This window comes from Achromobacter deleyi (assembly GCF_016127315.1).
In the GTDB taxonomy this organism is placed as follows: Bacteria; Pseudomonadota; Gammaproteobacteria; order Burkholderiales; family Burkholderiaceae_B; genus Achromobacter; species Achromobacter insuavis_A.
The window spans coordinates 307388-326240 of record NZ_CP065997.1 but is presented as its reverse complement, the minus strand read 5'-3'; the positions used below and the strand labels follow the sequence as shown (position 1 = coordinate 326240).

At 67.6% G+C, this 18853-nt stretch carries 18 protein-coding genes; 7 read left to right on the top strand and 11 right to left on the bottom strand.

Annotation, left to right across the window (positions count from 1 at the left end; all coding sequences use genetic code 11):
* Window positions 1-5: 5 nt before the first annotated feature.
* Window positions 6-2093: a TonB-dependent receptor gene (locus tag I6I07_RS01380; protein WP_198485445.1), complete on the bottom strand. Its 2088-nt coding sequence runs from the start codon at window positions 2091-2093 to the stop codon at window positions 6-8.
* Between the two features lie 107 nt (window positions 2094-2200).
* Between I6I07_RS01380 and I6I07_RS01375 the strand changes: the two genes are divergently transcribed.
* Window positions 2201-3175 carry a helix-turn-helix transcriptional regulator gene (locus I6I07_RS01375; RefSeq protein ID WP_232625854.1) on the top strand — a complete coding sequence of 325 codons (975 nt, stop codon included), beginning with the start codon at window positions 2201-2203 and terminating at the stop codon, window positions 3173-3175.
* A gap of 243 nt (window positions 3176-3418) precedes the next feature.
* Window positions 3419-4882: a DEAD/DEAH box helicase gene (locus I6I07_RS01370; protein WP_198485444.1), complete on the top strand. Its 1464-nt coding sequence runs from the start codon at window positions 3419-3421 to the stop codon at window positions 4880-4882.
* Window positions 4883-4981: 99 nt separating this feature from the next.
* Here I6I07_RS01370 and I6I07_RS01365 read toward each other — a convergent pair whose 3' ends face one another.
* From I6I07_RS01365 to I6I07_RS01355, 3 genes are read right to left on the bottom strand one after another with little or no spacing between them, the layout of a single operon-like run.
* The gene (locus I6I07_RS01365; protein WP_232625852.1) at window positions 4982-6202 is read right to left on the bottom strand and encodes an MFS transporter; all 1221 of its coding nucleotides are present in this window, start codon (window positions 6200-6202) and stop codon (window positions 4982-4984) included.
* Between the two features lie 28 nt (window positions 6203-6230).
* A complete protein-coding gene (locus I6I07_RS01360; RefSeq protein WP_198485443.1) occupies window positions 6231-7229 on the bottom strand; it encodes an asparaginase in 999 nt (332 codons plus the stop codon).
* Window positions 7230-7242: 13 nt separating this feature from the next.
* On the bottom strand, window positions 7243-8148 hold the full coding sequence (locus tag I6I07_RS01355; protein WP_232625850.1) for a polysaccharide deacetylase family protein: 906 nt from the start codon (window positions 8146-8148) through the stop codon (window positions 7243-7245).
* Between the two features lie 174 nt (window positions 8149-8322).
* On the opposite strand from I6I07_RS01355, the gene I6I07_RS01350 reads away from it, so the two are divergent.
* Entirely contained in the window at window positions 8323-9099 is a 777-nt protein-coding gene (locus I6I07_RS01350) for an IclR family transcriptional regulator (RefSeq protein ID WP_198485442.1), read from the top strand.
* A 55-nt stretch (window positions 9100-9154) separates the two neighbouring features.
* Here the strand turns inward: I6I07_RS01350 and I6I07_RS01345 are convergent, their stop codons facing one another.
* A complete protein-coding gene (locus tag I6I07_RS01345; protein WP_198485441.1) occupies window positions 9155-9538 on the bottom strand; it encodes a thioredoxin family protein in 384 nt (127 codons plus the stop codon).
* A gap of 63 nt (window positions 9539-9601) precedes the next feature.
* Between I6I07_RS01345 and I6I07_RS01340 the strand changes: the two genes are divergently transcribed.
* From I6I07_RS01340 to I6I07_RS01330, 3 genes are all read left to right on the top strand, one after another.
* Window positions 9602-10405 carry an EI24 domain-containing protein gene (locus I6I07_RS01340; RefSeq protein WP_198485440.1) on the top strand — a complete coding sequence of 268 codons (804 nt, stop codon included), beginning with the start codon at window positions 9602-9604 and terminating at the stop codon, window positions 10403-10405.
* Window positions 10406-10454: 49 nt separating this feature from the next.
* The gene (locus I6I07_RS01335; protein ID WP_198485439.1) at window positions 10455-11267 is read left to right on the top strand and encodes a competence/damage-inducible protein A; all 813 of its coding nucleotides are present in this window, start codon (window positions 10455-10457) and stop codon (window positions 11265-11267) included.
* Window positions 11268-11425: 158 nt separating this feature from the next.
* The gene (locus I6I07_RS01330; RefSeq protein ID WP_198485438.1) at window positions 11426-12289 is read left to right on the top strand and encodes an IclR family transcriptional regulator; all 864 of its coding nucleotides are present in this window, start codon (window positions 11426-11428) and stop codon (window positions 12287-12289) included.
* Between the two features lie 132 nt (window positions 12290-12421).
* On the opposite strand, the gene I6I07_RS01325 is transcribed toward I6I07_RS01330, so the two are convergent.
* Window positions 12422-13399 (bottom strand): tripartite tricarboxylate transporter substrate binding protein BugD, encoded by a 978-nt coding sequence (locus I6I07_RS01325; protein WP_006393194.1) that lies wholly within the window; start codon window positions 13397-13399, stop codon window positions 12422-12424.
* A 382-nt stretch (window positions 13400-13781) separates the two neighbouring features.
* On the opposite strand from I6I07_RS01325, the gene phaP reads away from it, so the two are divergent.
* On the top strand, window positions 13782-14360 hold the full coding sequence (gene phaP / locus I6I07_RS01320; RefSeq protein ID WP_006393195.1) for a TIGR01841 family phasin: 579 nt from the start codon (window positions 13782-13784) through the stop codon (window positions 14358-14360).
* A 206-nt stretch (window positions 14361-14566) separates the two neighbouring features.
* On the opposite strand, the gene I6I07_RS01315 is transcribed toward phaP, so the two are convergent.
* The 5 genes from I6I07_RS01315 to I6I07_RS01295 all read right to left on the bottom strand — a co-directional run bounded on the left by I6I07_RS01315 (window position 14567) and on the right by I6I07_RS01295 (window position 18814).
* Window positions 14567-15613 carry a quinone-dependent dihydroorotate dehydrogenase gene (locus I6I07_RS01315; protein ID WP_198485437.1) on the bottom strand — a complete coding sequence of 349 codons (1047 nt, stop codon included), beginning with the start codon at window positions 15611-15613 and terminating at the stop codon, window positions 14567-14569.
* A 54-nt stretch (window positions 15614-15667) separates the two neighbouring features.
* Complete coding sequence (locus I6I07_RS01310; protein ID WP_006393197.1) at window positions 15668-16420, bottom strand: arginyltransferase; 753 nt, start codon at window positions 16418-16420, stop codon at window positions 15668-15670.
* Window positions 16421-16534: 114 nt separating this feature from the next.
* Complete coding sequence (gene aat, locus I6I07_RS01305; protein WP_198485436.1) at window positions 16535-17293, bottom strand: leucyl/phenylalanyl-tRNA--protein transferase; 759 nt, start codon at window positions 17291-17293, stop codon at window positions 16535-16537.
* Window positions 17290-17871 carry an NUDIX hydrolase gene (locus I6I07_RS01300; RefSeq protein WP_006393199.1) on the bottom strand — a complete coding sequence of 194 codons (582 nt, stop codon included), beginning with the start codon at window positions 17869-17871 and terminating at the stop codon, window positions 17290-17292. Before I6I07_RS01300 ends, aat begins: the two co-directional genes overlap by 4 nt.
* A 10-nt stretch (window positions 17872-17881) precedes the next feature.
* Entirely contained in the window at window positions 17882-18814 is a 933-nt protein-coding gene (locus tag I6I07_RS01295; RefSeq protein ID WP_198485435.1) for a LysR family transcriptional regulator, read from the bottom strand.
* Window positions 18815-18853: the final 39 nt, after the last annotated feature.

Below are 18853 nucleotides of genomic sequence, written 5' to 3'. Positions count from 1 at the left end.
CGGCGTCAGTATTCGAAGGCGACGTTCAGGCCTACGGTGCGGCCGGGATCGACCTGCGCGTAGCTGCCGCGCGCGCCGCCGCCAAAGGCGTAGGTGCGGTAGCGCCGGTCGGTCAGGTTGTTGACGTACAGCGTGGCCTCGACCTGCGGCCGGATGCGCCATGCCAGGCTCAGGTCGACCAGCGTGTAGGCGTCCTGGCGCAGGCTGTTGCCGATGTCGAAGAACTGCGCGCCGATCCGGCGTACGGTCAGGGTCGGCGAGAGGCGGCCGATGCCCGCGTCGAAGTGGCCGCGGGCGCTGGCGTTCAGGCCGTAGCCCGGCGAGAACGGCACGCGGTTGCCGTCGCAGCCGGGGCAGACCGCGTCGCTGTTGAAACTGCGGAACGTGGTGTGGTTGAGAAAGCCGTCCAGCCCCAGCGTCCATTGCGACGTCACGTCCCAGCTCAGGTCGAACTCGACGCCGGTCGAGCGCGTATTGCCGACGTTCTCGATGTGCTGATAGCCGATCTGGTCGCTGACATAGAGCTGCGCATCGCGAATGTCGGTGCGGTACAGCGCGGCCCCGCCGCGCAACGTATCGCCGTCAAAGCGTGTGCCCGCCTCGTAGCTGACGCCGCGTTCCTTGCCGAAGGGACGCGCATCGGCCGGGTTGGACGGCGCCAGGTTGTAGCCGCCGGGCTTGTAGCCTTGCGCCGCATTGGCGTACACGCGCCATTCGGGCGACAGGCGATAGCCGGCGGACAGCTTGCCGAGCACCGTGCTGCCCGACGTCGAGCCCGCGCCGCCAAAGGGGTCCTGGCCGTAGGTCACGCTATTGAGCGTCGAACCGTCGTAGCGGGTGGATGCCTTGTCGCGGGAATAGCGCAGGCCGGCCGACAGGTCGAGCGCGCGGGTGGCGTGCCAGGTGGCGTCGCCGTAGAGGGCGGTCGACTCGCTGGTGTTGCGGGAGCCGGCCGTGAATGCGTCGATTTGCATCCCGGGCATCTGCATCTGGCTGAGCGCGGAACGCGACTGCGTGACCCGCTGGCGATACAGGCCCACGACGCCGTCGACCGCGTGCGTGCCGGTGGTCGACAGGCGCAGTTCCTGCATCTGCTGGCGCCAGCGCTCGGGCTGGCTGGTGTAGGTCGGCCCGAGGGTGAAGTGGCGGTCGTAGTGCAACTGCTGCCAGGCGGCCACGGCATCCAGGCGCCAGCCGTCGAAATCGTAGCGGCCGGTCAACGCCTGGCTGCCGCTGCAGCGCTTCTGGTAGGGATCGGCCAGCGAGGCGGGCATGTCCGGGGAAATCGCCGCCCGCCGGCTGCCGGGATCGTCGAAGGGCACGTAGACGTCCTGGCTGCCGCGGGTGCATTCGCCGCTGACCGCCAGGCCCATTTCCCAGGGGCTGCCGGCCGGCGCCAGCCGCAGGCGCGCCGCGCCCGCGTTGGCCGAAGTGCCGCCGACATGGCTGGCGCCGGTGACTGGGTTGTCGAGCCGGCCGGGGGCGTCGTTGACCGCGGCGGCCACCGAGCCGTACAGCAGGTTGTCGACCAGCGGCCCGCCGCCGCTGGCCTTGAACAGGTAACCGTCGCGGCTGGCGACGCCGGCGGTGGCGCGGAAGTAGGGATCGTTGTCCGGTTGCCGCGACACGATGTTCAACACGCCGCCCATCGCGCTCTTGCCATACAGCGTGCCTTGCGGGCCTTTCAGCAGTTCCACGCGTTCGACGTCGGTCAGCAGCTGCGAGGCGAAGGTGGGCAATTGCGGCACGCCGTCCACGTAGACGGTGAGCGCGGGGTTGTAGAAGTCCTGGGCCGAGGTGATGCCGCGCACCGAGATGACCGGGAACAGGAATGACCCGCTGCTGGACATCTGCACGCCCGGCAGCACGCGCGACAGCTGCAGGGTGCTGTCGACCTGGGCGGCGTGCAGGGTGTCGGCCGGCACCACCACGGCGGCGCCGTTGAAATCGCGCAGCGCCTGTTCCTGCTTGCTCGCGGTGACGGTGATGGGGGCCAGCTCGCTGACGGACTGGGACTGCGCGGCGGCGGGAACGGCCAGGGCGCACAGGGCGGCCGTCAGCGCGGTGTGGCGGAAGGGGAGCGAAAGAGTCATGTCGTCGAAGCAGGATTTCAGTAGAATTATTAATGAGAATTATTGTTATTGGGATCGGGGCGCACTAACGGTTTCCGTACCCGCACTGTTCAATTCGGGGTCTAAATTTGGATTTCGCCACTGGCGCGCTGGCGCCCGCGACCGACTGGCCGGGACATCGTTCCGGCCACCCCTTGCTGCCCGCCGCGCCGATTCCCGCTGCGTGGGCGGCGCTGTCACGGGTGGAGGCGTTCGACGAAGACCTGACCCTGTCGGTCTGGAACGGCGCGCCGGAGGTCGGCCTGGATGTTGCCGCCGAGGGCCCGCCCATGTTGTGCATCGCCGTCTTCCTGGAAGGCCGGGCCTGCATGTCGATCGACGGTGGGGCGCCGTTGAACGTCGGCCCCGGCATGGCCGTGGTACAGACGGGCGAACGCGGGGCACGGGGCCGTTTCCAGATGCCGGGCGGCCAGACCGTCCGTCTGGTGGACATCCGTTATTCGCCGGCCGGGCTGTTACGCGCCGGGGGGCGGCCGCTGGCGGCCCTGCGCGGCGCCTTCGTGCTGGATCACAGCGTGCCGGCGGCCGGCTCGTTGATGGCCGGCTTTCCGGCGCCGCCCGGCCTGCTGCGGTTGGCCGCCGACGTCCTGGACTGCCGCCACGAAGACGCCACCGCGCGCCGGCTGTATATGCGCGCCAAGGCGCTCGAGGCCCTGGCCATCGTGCTGGAAACCATGAGCGGCGCGGCCGGCGAGGCGCCGGTGGCGGCTCGCGAGCGGCGCCAGCTGGCGCAGGCCCGGCGCCTGATCGAGGCCCGCTATGGCGAGGAATGGACGGTGCTGCGCCTGGCGCGCGAGGTCGGCCTGAGCGAGAAAAAGCTCAAGGCGGGCTTTCGCCAGGTGGCCGGGCGCTCGGTCCACGCCTACCTGAAGTCGGTCCGGCTGGAGGCCGCCGCGTCCATGCTGGAGGCCGGATACTGCGTCACGGAGGCCGCGCTGGCGACCGGATTCACCAACCTGAGCCATTTCAGCAAGAGCTTCCGCCAGGCCAAAGGAGTCGCCCCCAGGCACTGGCTTGACCGCCCCGGGGCCCGGCTGCGCTAAAATTAAGTTATCCACAGCAATCCGGGCCTGGTACTGCCCTCATAAGTATCGAAACCAGAATGCGCCACCTGGCCTGCAAGGCAGGGTGCCGATTGCCCGCGACGCGCTTGCGCATCGGGGTGGTTCGCACGTGGCCGCGCGAGCGTGGCGCGCGTTCCGGTTGTCCCGATGCATATGTCGTGCAGTGCTCGCAGCACTCTCGTTTTGTTCTTTTCCACTGGTCCCGGTATCTGCCAAACCCTAATGACTGAATCCACTCAATCCGCAGCACCCACCGCCGAAGCGCCCGCGCCTACGCCCACGTTCTCCGACTTCGGGCTGCATCCCCTGCTGTTGCAGTCGATCGCCGAAACCGGTTACACCACGCCCACCCCGATCCAGGCGCAAGCCATTCCCGTCGTGGTCGAGGGGCGCGACGTCATGGGCGCGGCCCAGACCGGCACCGGCAAGACGGCGGCCTTCACGCTGCCCATCCTGCATCGCCTGATGCCGCTGGCCAACACCAGCGCCTCGCCCGCGCGGCACCCGGTGCGCGCGCTGATCCTGACGCCCACGCGCGAGCTGGCGGACCAGGTCTACGAAAGCGTCAAGCGCTACAGCAAGCAGACGCCGCTGCGTTCCGCGGTGGTGTTCGGCGGCGTCGATATCGGTCCGCAGAAAGAAGCGCTGCGCCGTGGTTGCGAAGTGCTGGTGGCCACGCCCGGCCGCCTGCTCGACCACGTCGAGCAGAAGAACGTGAACCTGAGCCAGGTTGGCATCCTGGTGCTGGACGAAGCCGACCGCATGCTCGACATGGGCTTCCTGCCGGATCTCGAACGCATCATCCGGTTGCTGCCCGCGCAGCGCCAGGGCCTGCTGTTCTCGGCCACGTTCAGCAACGAAATCCGCAAGCTCGGCCGTTCGTACCTGAACCAGCCGGTGGAAATCGAAGTCGCGGCGCGCAACGCCACGGCCAACACCATCACGCAGATCGCCTACAAGATGTCGGGCGACCAGAAGCGCGCGGCGGTGGTGCACCTGGTGAAGTCGCGTGGCCTGAAGCAGGTCATCGTGTTCTCGAACACCAAGATCGGCACCGCGCGCCTGGCGCGCGAACTCGAGCGCGACGGCGTCAAGGCCGAATCGATCCACGGCGACAAGACCCAGGCCGACCGCATGAAGGCGCTCGAGGCCTTCAAGGCGGGCGAACTCGAAGTGCTGGTCGCCACCGACGTGGCCGCGCGTGGCCTGGACGTGGCCGGCGTGCCTTGCGTCATCAACTACGACCTGCCGTACAACGCCGAAGACTACGTGCACCGCATCGGCCGTACCGGCCGCGCCGGCGCCACGGGCGAAGCCATCGCCCTGTTCACCGGCGACGAAGAGCGTTTCCTGCTCGACATCGAAAAGCTGATCAAGCGCGAAGTGCCGCGCGGCACGCTGGAACTGCCCGCCGACCTGGTCGCGCGCAGCCACCATGGCCATGGCCGCCGCGAAGAGCGCGCCGCGTCGCCGCGCGAAGGCGGCCGCGAGCGCGGTAGCCGTTCGTCGGAACGCCGTTCGGGCGGTAGCCCGTCGCGCCAGCCGGTGGACGACTTCTTCCTCAAGCCCTACGAGCCGTCGACTCCGTCGGCCCCGGCCGAAGAGCCGGACGCGCCGCGCCAGGGCGGCAATTCGTCCACGCCCAAGCGCCAGATCGCCGTCCTGCTGGGTGGCAGCCGCAAGTAGTCGCAGCGTTGCGCGCCTGCATCGCCGATGCAGCCCGCGCCAAAAGAAAAGCGTCCTTGATGGACGCTTTTTTGTTTCAAGGCAACGGTGATGCAGCGTTCATGGGGTGCTTGTTGTCGTTGTGGGGAGCGGATCCGGACGTCGCACGCCGGCCGCGATCGAGAACAATGCCGCAAGGATCGCGCAGCCCGTTACCTGGAGAATGCCGGCCTGAGTCCAACCCAGCGTCAATTTCAATTGACCCAGCAAATACCCGGCGAAGGCCGCGGGCACATACAGGCAGGCCACGAACAGGCCCGAGGCCTGCGCCGCCTTGGCCCGACTGACGGATTTGATGATGCCTGCCGACAGGTTGGCATACACCATGCCGCTGATGGCGGCGCCGAAGATGAACGACATGGCGGCGTGCGCGCTGAGCGATTTCTCCAGGTCGGTGAACAGCAGCCCTCCGGCCAACGCCGACAACAGCAGCGACCCGAACAACAGTTTGCGATAGTCGTAGCGGTCTCCGAGCCAGCCTCCCAGCAGCGATAGCAGGGCGCCCAGGCCGTAGAAGCTGACTGCGCCCGCAGCCTGTTTGGGGCTGAAACCGAGGGCTTCGCGCAGGTAGGTGGGATACAAGCCCAGATAGCCATAGATCGACAGACCGGCGAAAGCGGTCGCGATGGCCAGCATGACCGGCGTGCGCGCCCACAGGCTGGTCCCGGCCGCCGGGCTGGCGGTGTCTTCGGCCTGCGTCGGCAGCGCCTGCGCTTCGCTGAACCAGGGTTTGACCAGGGGCACGATCAGGATGATGGCGATGATGCCCGACAGGCCAAAAACGATGAAGGGCATCTGCCAGTGGCTTGCGGCCAGGATCGCCGCGCCGAGATTGGGGCCGATGATGGCGCCGATGCCGAATGTGAAATTCAGCGAGCTCGCGGCGACCGCCCGGTGCTGGAGGAAGTAGCTGGTGCCAATGGCGAGCAGCGCCGTCAGCTGCATGGCTTCGCCCAGGCCGGAAATGAACCGGTAGGCCAGCAGGTCCGGCAGTCCTTTCGCATAGGCGGTGAGGAAAGTGGCCACGGAAAAGATGACCAGCCCGATCAGCGTGACGGACTTGCGCGACACCTTGCCCAGCAGATAGCCGGTCGGTATGCCCGCCAGGCCCATGCCCAGCGTGAAGACCGTCGACGCCAGGCCAACCTGTGGCAAGGTCAGGCCCAGGGCGTTGCGTACATCCGTGGCAAGGACTGAAAACAGCTGCCGGTCGACGGCGTTGATGACATATGAGAAAAGCAGTACGGCGAACATCCCGAGCGCGTAGCGGCGCGTTTGCATGGCAGTCTCCTTTGAATCTCGATGGGCCCTAGGCGAGCGCTTCGCAGCGTCGGGCGAATTCGGCGGGCAGTTCCGCCGGCGAAGCGCCTGTGGCGAGCAGCAGGCGCAACAGCAGGCGCGCCTTCAAGCCTCCCAGCGCGCCGCCATGGATCAGCCCGCGGGACAGCAGATCCCTTTCCGATCCGGGGAAGGCATAGGCGGCGCGCAGCACCGGACCGGCGGCCACCCGGGTGCTGAGCACGACGGGCATCCGCGCCGCCAGGTCGCCCAGCAGCGGGGCCAGGTGGCCTGGCACATGGCCGGCCCCCATCGCCTCGATGACCGCGCCGCGAAAGCCCAGGGCAGCTAGCGCGGGTAGCAACCTGCCGTCGTCGTCCAGGCCGATACGCAGCAACGCGACGGGCGCTTCCTGCAATGGGCGCGGAGACCGCAGCGCGGGTAGCGGCGTCAGTCGGGCGTGCAGATGCAGGCGTCCCTCGCACAGCGTGCCCAGCGGTCCCCGGCTAGGCGAATGGAAGGCCGACGGCAGCGTGGTATGCGCTTTCTGCACATGGCGGGCGGCGTGCACCTGGTCGCCAAGCACCACCAGCGCGCCCATGCCGGCCGCCGCGGGGGCGGCGGCCACGGTGACCGCCGCCAGCAGATTGGCGGGGCCGTCGGCGCCCGGCGCCGCCGCGCCGCGCATCGCTCCGGTGACGACGATGGGCAGCGGGCGGCGCGCCAGCAATTCCAGGGCGAAGGCAGTCTCGTCGATGGTGTCGGTGCCCTGGACCACCACCGCGCCCTGGCAGCCGCGGGCGAATCCCTCCTCGATCAACGCCGCGAGCTGCGCGAGATCTTGCTGCGTCAGGGACGCCCCGGGTTTGTTGGAGAAAGCGATGACCTCCAGGCTGGCCAAAGCGGCCAGGCCCGGAACCGCGGCGACCAGGGCATGGGCGTCCAATGCGGGCGTGATGCCGCCATCGGCGCCGGGCGTCATGGCGATGGTGCCGCCGGTGGCCAGCAGGAGAACGCGGGGAAGGTCCATGTTCGGCTCCGGGCTAGGCCTGCTCGGGTTGGTCGGCTTGATTCCGATAGATATCGAGAATGTCGCCGCCGGTGCACAGGCACACATCCGGGTGCGACAGGATGTGGTCGTACAGCTCGGCCAGGTAGCGGATGCGATGCGGCGCGCCCGTCAGATAAGGGTGGATCGAGATCGCCATGACCCGCGGGATGCTCGCCCCTTCCCGGTAGAGCTGGTCGAACTGGTCACGGCCGCGGATCAACAATTCCTCGGACCGGTGCTGCTGCACGGCGGAGATGACGACATCGTTGAGTTCGACGGTGTAGGGCACCGACAGCATGCTTCCCGTGCGTGTCCTGATGGGCACCGGCTGGTCGTCCAGCACCCAGTCGGCCACGTATTCGATGCCGGCGGCGGCCAGCAGATCGATCGTGTCATCCGTTTCGGTCAGCCCGGGGCTTTCCCAGCCTCGCGGCGCCCGGCCGGTGACATCGCGGATGGCCGCGATCGTGTCGCGGATCGCCGCGGCCTGGTCGGCCACCCGGTGCATCGGTTGTTGCACATGGCCGTGACCCATGAATTCCCAGCCGGCCTCCAGCGCCGCCTGGCAAGCCTGGGCGTATTCGCGGCAGGCGGTGCCATTGACCGCCAGCGTGGCCTTCAGCCCGCGCGCGCCCAAGGTCTCGAGGAAGCGCCAGAAGCCGACGCGCATGCCGTACTCGTGCCAGCACCAATTCGGAATGTCCGGCAGCAACGGCTGTCCCATCGGCGGAGGCAGGACGGCGCGCGGCATCGCGTGTTGCGGCAGCCAGTTTTCCACGTTGACGATGGTCCAGACGGCAACGCGCGCGCCGTCGGGCAGGACGAATGGGCGACGTTGGGTAATCGGCTCGTAGGCGACGCGATCGCGAGCGGACCAGACGGGCGGGGGGTGATTCATCGGCAGGCTCCATGTGAGGAAATGCGCGGGAGCAGTTCATGGTTTATTCCATTATTTGGAATTGAATGGAGACCCATGATTCAGTGAAATACTCCTGCTACTGGCGATAAATGCTAGCGTTGCGATAAATTCACTCGCAACACAACCAAAAATAATTCCACTAATTGGAATGGCATGAATGATTCCCTCGCGCGGGTCGATGGCGCCCAAGGCATTACCCGGGCGGTGCTGGTGCTCAAACTGTTGGCGCGCCAGGCCGATGTCGGCCTGCGGCTGGTCGATCTGGCGCAGGCCGCGCAATTGACGCGGCCCACCATGCATCGGCTGCTGAAGGCGCTCGTCGCGCAAGGCATGGCGGTGCAGGATGCCGCGACCCGTCGTTACCGGCTGGGTCCCCTGGTGTTCGAGCTGGGCCTGGCGGCGGCGCATCGTTTCAATCTGCGCGACCTGAGCACGGCCACCCTGGCGGACCTTGCCCGCGTGACGGGCGATACGACGTTCCTGTTTGTGCGCAGCGGCGACGACGCCGTCTGCATCAATCGCATCCAGGGGACCTATCCCGTGCAGACGCCGGCGCTGCCGCTGGGCAGCCGCCAACCCCTGGGCGTGAGCGCGGGCGGCCTGGCGCTGCTGGCGGCGTTACCGGCAGCGGAACAGAAACGCATCATCGAGGCCGTTGCGCCGCGGCTCGGAGCATATGGAGAATTGGACGCTGACGATGTCCGGACGCATTGCGCCCTGGTGGCAAAGGTCGGCTACGCGCATATCGCCAATCGCGCGGTGCCCGGCATCAGCGCGCTGGGTGTCCCCGTGTATGGCGAGAGTGGTCTGTTGCTGGCTGCTGTCACGGTCGCCGCGACCCACAACCGCATGACGGACGCCCGGGTGCGTGAGATCGTGCCGCTGCTGCGCGGGGCGGCGCAAGCCATCGGCGCCTTGTTGCAGCAATAACGACCAATTGCGCCGAGCATCCCCCGAGGCGTGGATATCCGGCCCGGCGTGGCTGTCAGGCGGCGAGCAGCCGGGGCAGGTCGGGCAAGGCCGCGGTCACCGCGGCGCTCTGCGCGTCCAGGCTTTCGAGCAGGCGCTCGAGATGGCCGATGTGGGGCAGCATGGGGCCGTAGAACACCACGCGGCCGCCGATCTGGATCAGCAGGGTGGGGAAATTCTCGACGTCGACCTCGCCCAGCAATTCGGCGTGGTCCTCGATGTCGATCCAGGCGAAGACATGCTGCGGCAGGGCGCCGGACAGCGTGCGCAGCTTGGGTTTGTATTCCTCGCAGGTGTCGCACCAGGCGGCGCAGAAACAGGCGACCAGCCAGGCATCGGGCGAGGCCGCCAATTGGGCGCGCAAGGCGGTGAGGTCGGAGCCGGGTACAAGTAGTGTCATACGAGCGCAGGGGGGCGTGTTTGACTATCATACCCGGGATGCTCACCTTCCTTTCGTCCTGCGATGACCGCCTTGCGCACTGATTCCCCTCCGCCCGAAACCGGCCGTTTCGCCCGCGCCGCGAGTGGCGTCGGGCTGGCGTTCAAGCGCGCGCTGGTGTCGCAGTGCCACCCGACGATGCTGTTCGCCGTGCTGCTGCCGTTCCTGATCGCGCTGGTCGGCGTGATATTGCTGTTCTGGCTGTTCTGGACGCCCCTGACCGACTGGCTCGCCGCCCAGGCCTCGCACTGGGACTTCATCAACCGCACCGAGGAATGGCTGCTGGCGATGGGGCTGTTCTCGCTCAAGATCTACCTGGTGCCGGTGATCGCGGTGTCGATCCTGCTGCCGCTGTCGGGCGTGCTGGGCCTGGCGATCGCGGCCGTGTTCGTCATGCCGCTGGTGCTGCGCCACGTCGGCCAACGCGAATACGCCGGCCTCGGCCGGCAGGGCAAGCTGGCCACCTCCGTCAGCGTCTGGAACGCGATCTGGGTGTCGGGCGCGTTCGTGCTTGGCTGGCTGTTCACCATGCCGTTGTGGCTGGTGCCGCCGATGGCCCTGGTGCTGCCGATCTTCTGGTGGACCTTCGCCTTCTCGCGCATGATGCGGGTCGACGCCATCGTCGAGCACGCCAGCCCGGTCGAGCGCAAGATCATCCTGGAGCGCCACAATGGCGGCTTCTGGATCATCGGCCTGATCTGTTCGCTGCTGAACCTGCTGCCGCCCGCCTGGATTATCCTGCCGGTGTTCTCGGCGCTGGTCTACGCGCACTACGGCCTGGATGCCGTCCAGCGCCTGCGCCAGGAACGCACCATCGACGTCGCCTGAGGCGGCGTTTTCCCCCTCGACCGTTCAACCCGCCACTCTGGAACCGGACATGGCTGCAGAATCCGCCTCCCGCCGCATCGGCCTCATCATCGTCGGCGACGAAATCCTGTCGGGCCGCCGCCAGGACAAGCATTTTTCCAAGGTCGTCGAGCTGCTGGGCGCGCGCGGCATGCAACTGGCCTGGGCGGAGTTCCTGCCGGATGACCGCGACGTGCTGGTGGCCGCCTACCGGCGCAGCTTCGCCACCGGCGACGTGGTGTTTTCCTGCGGCGGTATCGGCGGCACGCCGGACGACCACACCCGCCAGGCCGCCGCGGCGGCCCTGGACCTGCCGCTGGTCCTGCATCCCGAAGCCGAGCAGGCGATCGCGCTGCGCACCGCCGAAATGGCGGCCAAGGGGCAGGGCACGGCCGACATGAGCGCGCCGGAGAACCAGCAGCGGCTGCAGATGGGCGTGTTCCCCGAGGGCTGCGAGATCGTGCCCAATCCGTACAACCGTATTCCGGGCTTCTTCATCCGCGACCATACCTTCGTGCCGGGCTTTCCCGTCATGGCGTGGCCGATGCTCGAGTGGACCCTGGATACGCGCTATCGTGCGTTGCAGCATACGCGCCGCCACGCGGAGCATTCCTTCCTGGTGTTCAGCATGCCGGAATCGCGCATCACCCCGGCCATGCAGACCGTCGAAAGCCGCTGGCCGGGCGTGCGCGCCTTCAGCCTGCCGAGCGTCGGCGAAGCCGGCGGCACGCCGCATATCGACCTGGGCGTGAAGGGCGAACCCGAGGCAGCAGCCGAGGCGTTGGCCTTCCTGCGGGCCGAGGTGCTGCGCCTGGGGGGCAAGCTGGCGCCGCCGTCGGCCTGAGGCGAAGCGTACAAGGGAAACGGGGAGCGTCCCCGATTGGAAGACCAAAAAACGGTTGCCAAATAGCCCGGTAAATTTCACAATACGGGAAAGAACTGTTTGCTGCGTTGCCGCAAGTCTGGTCTCTTTCGGTGGCGCCGCGCTAGCCCTTCCTTCCTATGTCCCGTCCTTCTTCCACCCGCAATGCCCTGGACGCCGAGGCCGATGGCGCTTCGGGCAGTCCCATCGCCATCCAGGTCATCGAACGCGCCATGCGCCTGCTCGATGCGCTGGCCGCGCAGCCCGAGCCCGTCACGCTCAAGGAATTGTCCGCGACCACCGGCCTGCATGCCTCCACCGCGCACCGCATCCTGAACGACCTGGTCGTGGGCCGCTATGTCGAACGGGTCGACAACGGCCTGTACCAGCTGGGCATGCGCCTGCTGGAGCTGGGCTCGCTGGTCAAGGGGCGCCTGAACGTGCGCGAGGCGGCCATTTCGGCGATGCGCTCGCTGCACAAGCTCACGGGCCAGACCATCAACCTGTCGGTGCAGCAGGGCGACGAAATCGTCTACATCGACCGCGCCTGGAGCGAGCGCTCGGGCATGCAGGTGGTGCGGGCCATCGGCGGCCGCGCGCCCCTGCACCTGACCTCCACCGGCAAGCTGTTCCTGTCCACCGGCGACGCCCGCCAGGTGCGCGCCTACGCCTTGCGCACCGGCCTGGCCGGCCACACCCGCAACAGCCTGACCGACCTCGACCGCCTTGAACGCGAGCTGGCGCTGGTGCGGCGCCACGGCTATGCGCGCGACAACGAGGAACTGGAACTGGGCGTGCGCTGCATCGCCGCGGGCATTTTCGATGACACCGGCAAGCTGGTCGCCGGCCTGTCGATCTCGGCGCCGGCCGAACGCCTGCAGGACGACTGGATCAAGGCCCTGGTGGACACGGCCGCCAGCATTTCCGAGGCGCTCGGTTACGAGCCCTCGGTGTCCAGCGGCTTCAGCGGCCTGGGCATGGCGGCCGAGGCGATGCGCACCTGACACGCCTGTTCGCCCCGGCCATGAAAAAGCCCCGCGGTTTCAGCAACCGAGGGGCTTTTTCATGACCGGGGACAGGATGTCCACCCGCCGCGATGCGCAGCGCAGGCCCCGGTTGGCGGGGCCCGCCCTGAATTACTGCTGTTCGACGCCGGCCTTCTTGAACAGCTCGGCCCACTGCGGCACCTGCTGCTTGACCTTGGCGTCCAGGGCTTGCGGGTTAGCGTCGGCGGTCAGCACCGTGGCGCCCAGCTGCTTCATGCGTTCCTGGAACTTCGGATCCGCCAGGCCGGCCTGCAGGCTCTTGACCAGCTTGTCGACCACCGGCTTGGGCGTGCCCTTCGGCACCCACATACCGTGCCAGATACCCACTTCGAAGCCCTTGAAGCCGGACTCGTCCATGGTCGGCAGCTTGGGCAGGGTGGGCACGCGCTGCAGGCTGGTGACGGCGTAGGCCTTGACCTTGCCGCTGTCGATCTGCTGCGTGGTGTTGGTGGTCTGGTCGCACAGCAGGTCGACCTGCTTGCCCAGCAGGTCGTTCATGGCCGGCGCGGTGCCCTTGTAGGGGATCGTCAGCAATTGCACGCCCAGGGCCTCGACCAGCATGGTGCCGCACAGGTGGCTGGCGGCGCCGATGCCGGCGTTGGCCAGCGAGACCTTGTCCTTGTTCTTTTTGACGTAGTCGGCCAGTTCCTGGATGTTGTTGGGCGGGAAGTCCGAGCGCGCGATGATGGTCATCGGCACGTCGACCACCAGGCCGATCGGCTCGAAGCTCTTGTAGGGGTCGTACCCCGGATTCTTGTAGAGCGACGGCGCGGTCGAGAAGCCGGCGTGCATCAGCAGCACGGAATAGCCGTCCGGTTGCGCGCGGGCCACCTGCGTGGTGCCGATGGTGCCGCCCGCACCACCCTTGTTTTCGACCACGACGGTCTGGCCCAGCGAATGCCGCATGGCTTCAGCCAGCGAACGCGCGACGTTGTCCGTCGGACCGCCGGCGGCGAAAGGCACCACCATGTTGATGGGGCGTTCCGGGAATTCCGCGTGGGCGGCGCCGGCCGCGAGCATGGCGCTGGCCGCGAGCAGGGCCGAAAGCGTGCGGGGGATGAGGGTCATGAAGTCTCCAATTGCAGGGTTTTGCTTGCTGCGATGTGTTTTTGACCGCTGACTTATCGTTTGTGTTTGTCTGTCATCAGCGTGCAAGCAGTGTAGAAAAGAATTGATACGCCGTCATGTCCGGTATTTCCCGAATCATGGGAAATCCTTGTGCTGGATCAACCCCGCACCGGCGCCTGCACTGTTAATGTGCAAATAGTTGTTGCGTTGCACCAATATTGCTTGACAAGGTTTTTTAGGCCCGTAGAATGTCAATTGTGCAGTGCATCAAACGGGCCGGCGGTAGCTTGTAGTACCAGTTTCCGCGCACGTTCCTTATTTCGTCGCAGACACCATCCTTATTCGCCGGAGAGCCTCCGGTTACCCCTAAAGGAGCAATTCTATGAGCGCTATCCCGCAACAAGTCCTGGACCGTCAAAAAGCCAGCATCAACACTTTCGTGGCCGCCCAGTCGGCCGTGTTCGCCGGCTTCGAAAAGCTGGTCGAGCTGAACCTGAAGGTCGTGCGCGCCACTCTGGACGAAGTCGCCCAGAAGTCGCAGCAAGCCGCCGAAGTGAAGGACCCGCAGGAAGCCGCGGCGTTCGCCTCCGGCCTGCTGCAACCGGGCGCCGAAAAGGCCCTGGCCTACACCAAGCACGTGTATGACATCGTCGCCGGCGTGCAGGGCAACCTGGTCAAGCTGACCGAAGAGCAAATCGCCGAAGGCCAACAGCAACTGACCGACGCCGTCGAGCAGTTCTCCAAGAACGCCCCCACGGGTTCGGAAAGCGCGGTCGCCCTGATCAAGTCCTCGCTGGCCACCGCCAACAGCGCCTACGATTCGCTGACCAAGGCCGCCAAGCAGGCCGCCGAAGTCGCCGAGTCGAACCTGAATGCCGCCGCCAACGCGACCTTCAAGGCAGCGACGGATGCCGCCGACGCCGCCACCAAGGTCGCCAGCCGCAGCCGTCGCAGCGCCTAAGTATTTGGCGCGCGATGCTGCGCAAATAGCAGTTATGTAGTACTGTTGAGTGACAGAGCAGAGCTGGAATTAGGGCCACCCTTCGGGTGGCCTCTTTTTTTGCCCGTTTTTTCCGCGGGATGACGGGCGCGCGCGGGCGCCGCCCGGGCAGCATGGCCGCCCGCGAGGTTCGTCCTGGCAAGCCCCGGCGTGGCCGGGGCGCGGGATCAGGCCCGGAGGGCCACCGCCCGCACGCACTCGCCCACCAGGGCGGGGCCGCGGTAGATCAGGCCTGTGTACAACTGCACCGCGTCGGCGCCGGCCTGCATCTTTTCCTGGGCCTGGCGGCCCGACAGCACACCGCCCACGCCGATGATCGCCAGGCTGTCGCCCAGGCGTTCCTTCAGCCTGCGGATCACCGCCAGCGACAATTCATGCACCGGCGCGCCGGACAGGCCGCCGGCTTCCTCGGCGTGCGCCAGGCCGGTGACCGCGTCGCGCGACAGCGTGGTATTGGTGGCGATGACGCCATCGATGCCATGGCGCGGCAGCGCGTCGGCGATGGCGTCGATCTGTTCCGTGGTCAGGTCGGGAGCGATCTTGACGGCCATCGGCACGCGGCGCTGGTGCTGGTCTTCCAGCGCGCGGCGCTTGTCCGCCAGTTGCGCCAGCAGCGCCGACAGTTCGTCGCCGCCTTGCAGGGCCCGCAGATTCTTGGTGTTGGGCGACGAGATGTTCACCGTGACGTAGTCGGCGTGCGGGTACACGCCGGCCAGGCCGATCAGGTAGTCGTCCGCCGCGCGCTCGATCGGGGTGTCGGCGTTCTTGCCGATGTTCAGGCCGAGGATGCCGCCCTGCTTGCGCCACTGGCTGCGCTGCACGTTGGCCAGGAACGCGTCCAGCCCCTGGTTGTTGAAGCCCAGGCGGTTGATCAGTGCGTTGGCGCGCGGCAGGCGGAACATGCGCGGCTTGGGGTTGCCCGGCTGCGCCCGCGGCGTCACCGTGCCGACCTCGACGAAACCGAACCCCAGATTGCCGAGCGCGTCGATGTAGGCGCCGTTCTTGTCCAGTCCCGCCGCCAGCCCGATGGGGTTGGCCAGCTGCATGCCCATCAGGGTGCAGGGCGCCTTGGGCTGCGCGTGCAGCAGCTTGCGCGTGGCGCCGCATTCGTAGGCCCGCTGCAGTCCCGACAGGGTGACTTCGTGGGCGGTTTCCGCGTCCATGGCGAACAGCGCCGGGCGGGCCAGGGGATAGGCGTGGAAGAGGATCGACATGGAGCGGGATTGTAAAGCGTCTTTGGCCGGCCTTGCGGGCTGCGGTCGCGCGGATCAGGCGGCCGGGCCGGGCGGCGTGGCGGGCGCGGGCGGTTCGCCCCAGGCGCCGTCGATCAGGTACTGGGCCGGATGGAAGCTGGCCTTGTACGACATTTTCTGGCTGTCGGCGATCCAGTAGCCCAGGTAGAGCCAAGGCAGGTTGAGCGTGCGGCACTGCTCGATCTGCCAGAGGATGCTGTAGGTGCCCAGGCTGCCCGGCACGTCGGGATCGTAGAAGGTGTAGACGGACGACAGGCCGTCGTCCAGCACGTCGATGATCGAGACCATCATCAGCACGCCCGCGGGGTCGCGGAATTCGACCAGGCGGGTGTTGACGCGGCTGGTCAGCAGGAACTGCGCGTATTGCGTGCGGCTGTCCTCGTCCATGCCGCCGCCGGGATGGCGGCCCTGCTGGTAGCGGGTATAGAGCCGGTAGTGCTCGGGCGACCAGGCCAGCTCGGCCACGAACGACTGCAGGTTGCGATGGTCGCGCCAGGCGCGGCGCTGGCTGCGGTTGGGCGCGAAGCTGGCGGTGTCAACCCGCACCGGCACACAGGCATGGCAGCTGTCGCAGTGCGGGCGGTAGGTGAACAGGCCGCTGCGGCGGAAACCCTGCTCGACCAGTTGCGAGTAGGTGCCGGCGTTGATCAGATGGCCGGGCGCGGCGACCTGCGACCGTGCCTGGCGTCCCGGCAGATAGCTGCAAGGGTAGGGAGCGGTCGCGTAGAACTGCAGCGTGGAGAAAGGTAATTCTTTGAGCTGGCTCATGTGGATCCCGGTGTCCGGCGCCAAGTCCGTGACGGGGACGAGTACATATTAACGCTTAACCCGGCTTGTGATGTGGGCGGGGACGGAACGCGGCGCCAGGGGACGGGGCGGCCGTCAGGCCGGGTCGGCAGGCGGCAGGGGCAGCAGCCGACCCGTGCTGTCCAGTCGTCCGGACGCCCAGGCCAGCGGCGGCTGCACGGCGGCCGCGCGCACGTGTTCCAGGAAGCGCGAGCGCGGCACCGGCCGCGCGCCCAGGCTGGCGAGATGGCGGGTCTGCTGCTGGCAGTCGATCCACTGCACGCCCTGTGCGCTGACGTAGCGCACCAGGTAGGCCAGCGCGATCTTGGAGGCGTTGGGCACGAGCGTGAACATCGATTCACCGAAGAACATGCGGCCCAGGTTGATGCCATACAGGCCGCCGGCCAGTTCGCCGTCGATCCAGGTTTCGATGCTGTGGACGTAGCCGGCCTGGTGCCAGGCGAGGTAGGCCTGCCGCATGGCGGCGGTGATCCAGGTGCCCGGCTGGCCGTCGCGCGGCGCGGCGCAGTGCGCCATCACCGTGGCGAAGGCGGTGTCGACCCGCACCTCGATGCGCGGCGCGGCCTCGTGTTCGTGGCTGGCGATCTGGCGCAGCAGCTTGCGCAGCGAGTGCGAGGGCGCGAAGTCGCGACAGGCCAGCACCATGCGCGGATCCGGGCTCCACCACAGGATCGGCTCGCCCTCGGAATACCAGGGAAAGATGCCGTTCGAGTAAGCCTGGATCAGGCGCGGCGTGGACAGGTCGGCGCCGGCCGCCAGCAGGCCGTCCGGATCCGTCAGGGCGAATTCCGCCGGCGGAAACGGCGTGTCGGCGGCAAGCCAGGGCAGCTTCAACGGTGCGATTCTAGGGTGTAGTGGTGAGGGCCGAATGTGCCGCGCTTGCGGTCCTCGAAATAGCGTTGCAGCGTGGTCGCCACGGTGCGGAACGCCAGGTCGTCCCAGGGAATGTCGGCCTCGTCGTAGAAGCGGGCTTCCAGGCTTTCCGGGCCGGGATCCAGCTCGGGGCCCAGCACCTCGGCCAGGTAGAACACGTGCACCTGCTCGATCTGCGGCACGTCGATGATGGTGTAGATCTCGCCCAGCCGGATGCGCGCGCCGGATTCCTCCAGCGTCTCGCGGCCGGCGCCCTGCGCGGTGCTCTCGCCCAGCTCCATGAAGCCGGCCGGCAGCGTCCAGGTGTTGTAGCGCGGTTCGATCGCGCGCCGGCACAGCAGCACGCGGTTGTCCAGCACCGGCACCGTGCCCACCACCAGGCGCGGGTTCTGGTAGTGGATCGCGCCGCAGTGGTCGCAGATGTCGCGTTCGCGGTTGTCGCCCTCGGGCACCCGGCGGTTCACGGGCGAGCCGCATTGGCTGCAGAAGTTCGCACGGCGCGGCGCGGGGAAGTATTCGAGGGGCGATTTGGCGGTCATGGCTACGATTCTAACGGCTGCGGCGACGGCTGGCGCGCCGCGCCGGCGCCATCGGCGCGCGGCTGCCGAAGCGTTCTTCCAGGTGTTCGACGAAGGAACGCACCTTGGGCGAGAGGAAGCGCCGGTGCGGATAGGCGGCGTACATGGAAATCGGCGTGTGGGCGTAGTCCTGCAACAGGGCGGTCAGGCGGCCGGCGCGCACGTCCTCGCCCACCAGGAATTCCGGCTGCAGGATCACGCCATGCCCGGCCAGCGCGGCGGTGCGCAGGACATCGCCATTGTTGGCGCGCAGGGCGGCGTTGACCCGCACCAGATGGGTGACCCCGTCCTTCTCGAAATGCCATTCATTGCCGGTGCTGGCGTAGGCGTAATGCAGGCAGCGGTGCTGTTTCAGGTCGTCCGGCGTCTGTGGCACGCCATGGCGTGCCAGGTAGGCGGGCGCGGCGCACACCAGTAACTGCTGCGGCGCCAGCGGCCGCGCCACCAGCGACGAATCCTGCAGCGGGCCGATGCGCACCGCGACGTCGTAGCCGTCCTCGACCAGGTCGACCACGCGGTCATTCAGGTCCAGGTCGATGATGACGTCGGGATAGCGCAGCAGGTATTCGGCGATGGCCGGCCCCAGGTGCAGGATGCCGAACGACACGGGCGCGCTGACGCGCAGGCGTCCGCTGGGCGCCTGGCCCTCGGCCTGCAGCGACAGCTCCAGGTCGGCCACTTCGGCCAGGATCGGCCGCACCCGCTCGTAGAAGGCGCGGCCGGCGTCGGTCATGCTGAGCTTGCGGGTGGTGCGGTTCAGCAGCCGCACGCCGTACTTTTCTTCCAGGTACGCGATCTGGCGCGTGACCACGGAACGCGCCTGGCCCATCTTGTCCGCGGCGGCCGCGAACGAGCCCAGTTCCACGACCCGGGCAAAGGTCTGCATGGCGGTGTGGGTGTCCATGATTGTTACCTAACGGGGAACAATAAGTTGCGATTTTGC